Annotated in this window: 6 protein-coding genes; all 6 read right to left on the reverse strand. The window is 61.2% G+C overall.

Annotated elements, in window-relative coordinates:
• Positions 1-144 precede the first annotated feature (144 nt).
• Positions 145-2523 (reverse strand): hybrid sensor histidine kinase/response regulator, encoded by a 2379-nt coding sequence (locus tag AC1D34_RS32685; protein WP_476826479.1) that lies wholly within the window; start codon positions 2521-2523, stop codon positions 145-147.
• A gap of 8 nt (positions 2524-2531) precedes the next feature.
• Complete coding sequence (locus AC1D34_RS32690; RefSeq protein WP_476826480.1) at positions 2532-3170, reverse strand: chemotaxis protein CheX; 639 nt, start codon at positions 3168-3170, stop codon at positions 2532-2534.
• Positions 3167-3550, reverse strand: coding sequence for a response regulator transcription factor (locus AC1D34_RS32695; RefSeq protein ID WP_476826484.1), 384 nt, complete (start codon positions 3548-3550; stop codon positions 3167-3169). Before AC1D34_RS32695 ends, AC1D34_RS32690 begins: the two co-directional genes overlap by 4 nt.
• A 96-nt stretch (positions 3551-3646) precedes the next feature.
• Positions 3647-3889: a hypothetical protein gene (locus AC1D34_RS32700; RefSeq protein WP_476826481.1), complete on the reverse strand. Its 243-nt coding sequence runs from the start codon at positions 3887-3889 to the stop codon at positions 3647-3649.
• Positions 3886-5823 carry a chemotaxis protein CheA gene (locus AC1D34_RS32705; RefSeq protein ID WP_476826482.1) on the reverse strand — a complete coding sequence of 646 codons (1938 nt, stop codon included), beginning with the start codon at positions 5821-5823 and terminating at the stop codon, positions 3886-3888. Before AC1D34_RS32705 ends, AC1D34_RS32700 begins: the two co-directional genes overlap by 4 nt.
• On the reverse strand, positions 5824-6337 hold a 514-nt coding region (locus tag AC1D34_RS32710; protein WP_476826483.1), incomplete at its 5' end, for a CheR family methyltransferase.

The raw sequence follows: 6337 nt of genomic DNA on the forward strand, positions 1-6337 counted from the left end.
CGCCTCGGTCGCCGCAATCACTCGCTCACGCAAATCCTGGCTGTAAGCCCGTGCCATCCCGGCCTCCCGCGTCAGACGAGGAAGGAATCGCACTGTTCGCGCCGCTTGGGAATCCCGGCAGAATCGGAAAACCATGAACCTGCTCTAGCTTTTTGCCAGCATTTCGCTGATCTTCCGCCCGAGCCTTTCCAGATCGAAGGGCTTTGTGATCATGTCCATCCGGTCTGCCAGAAAGTCGGTGCGGTTGACTGCGTTGGCTGCATAGCCGGTGATAAAGAGCACCTTGAGATCCGGCCTCTTGCCTTGCGCAATTTCCGCAAGCTGACGACCGTTCATCCCGGGAAGACCGACATCGGAGATCATCAAGTCGATATGAGGGTTCGCTCGCAGAGCGGCGATCGCCGTGTCCGCATTCACCGCCTCCAGCGCCGAATATCCCAGATCCTCGAGCACCTCGAGAACCAGCATACGCACGGCGGCATCGTCTTCCACGACCAACACTGTCTGGCCCGATCCCTCCGGAATAGCTGCAAGAGCCGCATCGCTCTCATCGCGGATCTCGGCCTGGCTGCGCGGCAGATAGAGCGTGATCGCCGTACCTTTGCCGGGGTTGCTCCTGATGGTGACACTGCCACCAGATTGCTGGGCGAAACCGTAGACCATCGACAGACCCAGGCCCGTACCTTGGCCAATCGGCTTGGTCGTGAAGAACGGGTCGAATGCCTTTTCAATCACGTCCGCGGGCATGCCGACACCGGTGTCGCGTACGGTGATTGCGACAAAATCCTGGCTTCCTTGAACCGACAGCCCCGAGATTGCACCGGGCGCAAGTCTCATGTTGTGGGTTTCGATCGTGAGCTGCCCGCCATCAGGCATCGCGTCGCGCGCGTTGATGGCGAGGTTCAAGAGCGCGTTCTCGAGTTGGTTCCCATCCGTGACAGCCGTCCAGCAGTCGGGCGAAGGCTGGATCAACAACCTGATCTGCTCTCCGAGGCTACGGTCGAACAATTCCCGCATCCCGATGATCAGTTCCCGCGCGTCGACCGGTTTACGGTCCAGTGGCTGTCGCCGGGAAAAAGCGAGCAATCGATGCGTCAGGCTCGCTGCGCGCTGCGCAGAGATCGTCGCCGCATCCAAGAAACGCTCGAGGCCCTCAAGTCGTCCCGACGCCGTTCGGCGCTTGATGATATCGAGCGAGCCCATGATGCCCGTCAACAGATTGTTGAAATCGTGCGCGATGCCTCCGGTCAGTTGACCTACGGCTTCCATCTTCTGGCTCTGCCGGAGTTGTGCTTCAGCCTCGCGTAGTGCTGACGCCTGCTCCTTCTCGACGGTCACATGCCTACCGTAGAGGTAAATCGCGTCTTCTTCCCGCGTTGCCGTCCAGGAAATCCAGCGCAGCGAACCGTCGGCATGGGTCAGGTCGGTTTCGAAGGACCCCCGGCCGGACCCAGTTGTTAAAGCGAGCTCGGCGCGAAAGGCGGCAGCCCCGTCGACCGATGTCAGATCGGAGATCTGCCGACCGATGAGGTCGTTACTGTCATGCCCCAGCACCGCTTGCCAGGCCGGGTTGGCATCCGAGATGCGGCCGTGCAGGTCCGTAACCGCGAGCAGATCCTGCGAATTCTGCCAGATCAGATCGCGATCCCGTGTACGCTCGCGCACGCTCTCCGCGAGGTCTTCATTCAGCCGCCTGAGGCGTTCTTCGTTGAGTTTCGAGGCGGTAATGTCGTAGGCGACGCCGATATAGCGCAGTCGGGGACCGGTGARATCCCTGACATATTCGCCGCGCCGGGTCAGCCAGCGCGCGGCACCGTTGTCGGCTCTCGTGATGCGGAACTCGATATTCTTGTCCGGCTTCGGCGTCTCAGGGAGAATCGGCTCGATAATCGGATGATCGTCGGGATGAACCAAACGGTTGACGGTACTGATTGGCAAGACGCGCGTGGGATGGAGACCCAGCAAGGCACAAAACTCTTCCGACACCGTCACGGTGCCATAGCCTTCCGCATGCTCGAAGGTGCCGATCGCCCCCGCCGACTGCGCGATCCTGAGTTGTTCCTGCGTGCGCTTCTGATCGGTGATATCAACGAGACCACCGCTAAAACGGATCGGCAGGTCGTTCTTGTCGAAGATGGCCCTTCCCTTGGCATGGACCCAGCGGGTTGCGCCATCCGGCCGGACCAGACGGTACTCCTTCGAAAAAACTTCAGCGCCGGCAAGAATGCCCGCGACCGCCAGGCGAATCCGCTTTTGATCGTCAAAATGGATGTTCGTAAAGAAGCGACGGACGGGAACCCCGTTGGCGAGTTCGACCGGGTCCAGCGAGAGAAACGCCGCAAAGCGCGCATCGCCTCTGAGCGTCTTCGAGGGAATATCCCATTCCCATGCGCCAGTCGCGCCGGTCGCCTCGAGGGTCAGATGGAGCCGCTGCTCAGCATCGCGAATTTCGGCTTGCAGGCGGCCGAGCTGGCTAGCCAGCCGCTCGCGCTTGATCTCATTGCCCCCGATGCTGTCGTTCATGCCAGCCACTAGCCCACATCTTCCGTGACACGAGTGATAAAATCGCCAATCAGAACCTTGAGCGCCGCCATCGAAGGCAAATCCATCAGCATCGCCAAGTAACCGCGAATATCGCGATCCTGCACAGAAAAATTGATATAAAGAAATAGAACTAGATCTTTTCCGTCGGATCGCTCACCATTTTGGAAAAGCTGGACTCCAGTCCCTCTTAAGACTTCAGGGAGCGACATCTTGAGCGATCGCTTCAACATGTTGGCCATCGTGCCAAGGCAATTGTTGAGAATGACGTTGCCGGTTTCGCGGAGCGCTTCTCCCTCCATATCGGCGAGGTGATCGGCCCCGACATCATCTCCCACGACCGCTCGGACGAGTTCGAGACTTTTCGTCTCCGGAAAGATCAGCAGCGCTCGCCCCGAGAATGCCCCTTCGAATTCCTGCTTCACGGCCACGAGCTCTTCGCTCTCGCGCTGGCCAATCAGCGCGGCGGCCGCCCCCTGGGTGACGATCTCGACAGCCGGCACAGAAAGAAGCACCTGGCGACCAACCATCTTCCGCAAGCTCGAGGCGGCACGGCTGACGCCGATATTGACCACCTCGGTCAACGCGTCGCGCTCCAGCTCGTCGAGCGAAATGTCGTCGTTGCTCATTCCCGGATCTGCTTCAGTCGCAAGGCAGCCCCGGACAGGAAGCCCCTCATGCCGTCCTCCGTCAGTGGCTTGGTGACAAACGTGGCGTTGACCGCTCGCGCGCGCGCAATGACCTCGTCCTGTATATTGGCCGTGATGATCGCGATCGGCATGGTCGGGTGTGCTTCCCGCAAAGAAGCCGCGAGCTCCAGGCCGTCCTGCCCGGGCATGTTGAAGTCGAGGACCGCCACATCGATCTTCTGCTCGGTGATGAGTTTCAACGCCTCCTCAGCATTGTTTGCCTCGAGGCGCATCCAGTCAGGCTGAAGCGCCGAAATCGTCTTGCCGGCGACGATGCGTGCAAGCTTGCTATCGTCGACCACCATAATCGTTACCGTCATCTCTGCTTTCCATTCATAAGCCGTGATCGGCAGCATTGTTCCTCGGTCCCATGCGGATGTTCCAAGAGTTCTGCAAGCCCACGTCGTGGCCACGCTTTAGGTCTGATCCTGCCCGATGAACGGCAGGATAAATCTGGCGGAAAAATCATTCGGCGCCGTTCCTTCAATGGCTGGCCGCATGGCAATGAGCAGTTGCCAGAGTGCCGTGTGGATTTGACTCGCCGATAAGAAGATGGGGAGGCCCGGGTTCTCGGACACCACCCTAAGCAGCGTCTCCGCTTCCTCGACTCCGCAGCGGCCACGGAGCCAGATGCGCCCGCTTTCCAGTTCTACGCTCATGCCGCCAGCGCCTCGGGATCGAGCACCATGACGACCCTGCCGTCGCCCAGGACAGTCGTGCCAGCAATACCCGGAACGACCTTCAGCAGTCCAATCGGCGGCCGGAGAACCGTCTCAAAGCGCTCGCCCACGCGGTCGACTACCAACCCGATGGCGAGCGAAGCATAGTCCACGATCAGCACAAGCTCCTCGGATCGTTGCTGCGCCGGTCGGCCGACGAGATTGCCGAGCCGCAGGACCGGGATCGTACGATTGCGGTGCACGAATGCCTCCCCGGATCGGACGGCCACAATCGCGCTCGCGGGCACACGCGCCGTCTCGACGATCACATCCATCGGGATTCCGTACTGCTCGCCAGCGACGTCGACAATGATGATGCGCGTCAATGCAAATTGTGTGGGCAGGATCAGCGTTGCCGTCGTTCCACGGCCCGGCTCGCTACTGAGACGGACCGTTCCGCTCAGCCGCCGAACGGTGGCACGTACTGCATCCATCCCGATGCCCCGCCCCGAAATCTCCGTCACCGCTGACGCCGTCGAGAAACCCGGCCGGAACAGCAGGTCCAGGATCTGCTCCGGCGAGAGCTGCGCGGCCTCGTCGTGTTCGATCAGGCCGCGCGACAGGGCCGCAGCCAGGACAAGTTCGGGGTCAATACCCCTGCCGTCATCGGCGATCCGAAGTTCGAGATGGTAGCCAATCTGCCGCGCAGACACCGAAATTCGACCGCGGGGAGGTTTTCCAGCCATGGCCCGGCTGTCCTGTTCCTCGATCCCATGATCGACCGCATTGCGGATGAGATGAAGCAGCGCGTCGTACAGACCATCGACGATGGCCTTGTCGGCTTCAGTCTCGCTGCCGCTGATTTCGATCTCCAGCGGCTTGCCGGTTTGGCCCGAGATTTCGCGGACCAGCCGTGGCAGGCGCCTCAGCGTCTCGCCGATCGGCACCATGCGGATTCCGTTGGCGGCGCGCTGAAGCTGGCCGACGAGGCGGTTGAACCCCTGCTGTGCCCCGGCGAGGCTGCGCGCCAGGGTCACGCCGCCCTCGATCGCCTGCGCCTGCGACACCAGTGTCGACATGCCGTTCTTGGCGGTTATCAATTCTCCGACAATCGCCATGATGGCGTCGATCCGCCCCGCCTCGACGCGAATTGTTCGCGAGCCCTGCCCGCCGGGATTCCCCTCCTGGAGCGACGTCGGAGCAGGTCCCGACTGTGCCACGATCACAACCTGATCGGGGATGAGGCGGAAGATCGCCTCGACCTCCTGCCTGTTTGCGTCCGACACCGCCTCGAATATGAGATTGGAACGGAACGGGTCGAAGGCTCCGGCATCGGGCCACTGTTCGCGTGTCGACAGCCGGGCAAATAACAGGCGCGGCACCGCCGCCATCAATGCGGCCGGATCGTCGCCATTAAAAAAGCAATCCGGGCTCGGAGAATAGCGCAGCGCGACGAGGCGCGCCTTGCCGGAGCCTGCATGCATCGCGAAAAGATCGCGGGCCCACTGCGGCAGCAAGCTGGGCGTAACCGGTGGCAGCGCGTTCAAAGCCATAACGGAGTCGGGCGTGACCGACTTCGCAAGTGCAACCGCCGCAGCGGTAGCGCCTGAAGGCAGCGTGCCGGAGCGCTCCAGATTCAGGACGCATTGATCGATCCACTCGATGATCGTCAAAAGCGGGTCGAGACGGTCTGGGTCGAACTCGGACCCGTCGTTGATCGCTTTACCTAGGGCATCCTCTGCCGAATGCAGCACGGACTGCATGGGAGCGAGATCGAACAGGCCGACCGACCCTTTGAGCGTATGAACGGCCCGGAAAGCACTTTCCAGCCGTTCGCGGTTCCCGGGCTCGCGTTCCATAGCCAGCAGATCTTCGGCCGCCTGCTGAGTCAGTTCGCGCGCCTCGATCACAAATTGGGCCAGCAGCTCGTCCACCTAGCTACCCCGCATCCGCCGGTAAACGATTGCATCCTCGAACCGGGCCACATCGAACCGGTCGGAAATCCGGCTCATGGATTCCGTATGTCCGAGGCAAATGTAACCGCCCGGCAGCAACGCGTCATAAAGATTCTCGATCGCGCGGCGGCGCGACTCGTCGTCGAAATAGATCAGGACGTTTCGGCAAAAGATGATGTCGAAGCCCCCCTTGGMAGCGACACTTTCGCGATCGACTAGGTTCGCAGTGCCAAAGCTGACGGAATCACGCAGATCGGCAATCAGCCGCCAACGATCCTCCCCGAGTTCCTCGAAATACCGACCGCGCAGATCGGCAGACAGGCGCGACACCGCACGCTTCCCGTATTCGGCGAAGACGGCCTCGCGCAGGACGACGCTGTCGATATCGGAGCCGACGATCTCCACGTGATAGGCATCGACCAACGCCCAGTTTTCGAGCAGCCAGATTGCGATCGAGTATGGCTCTTCGCCCGTCGAGCAGGGAACCGACCAG

It is taken from the genome of Allobosea sp. P1_A7, from assembly GCF_056406775.1.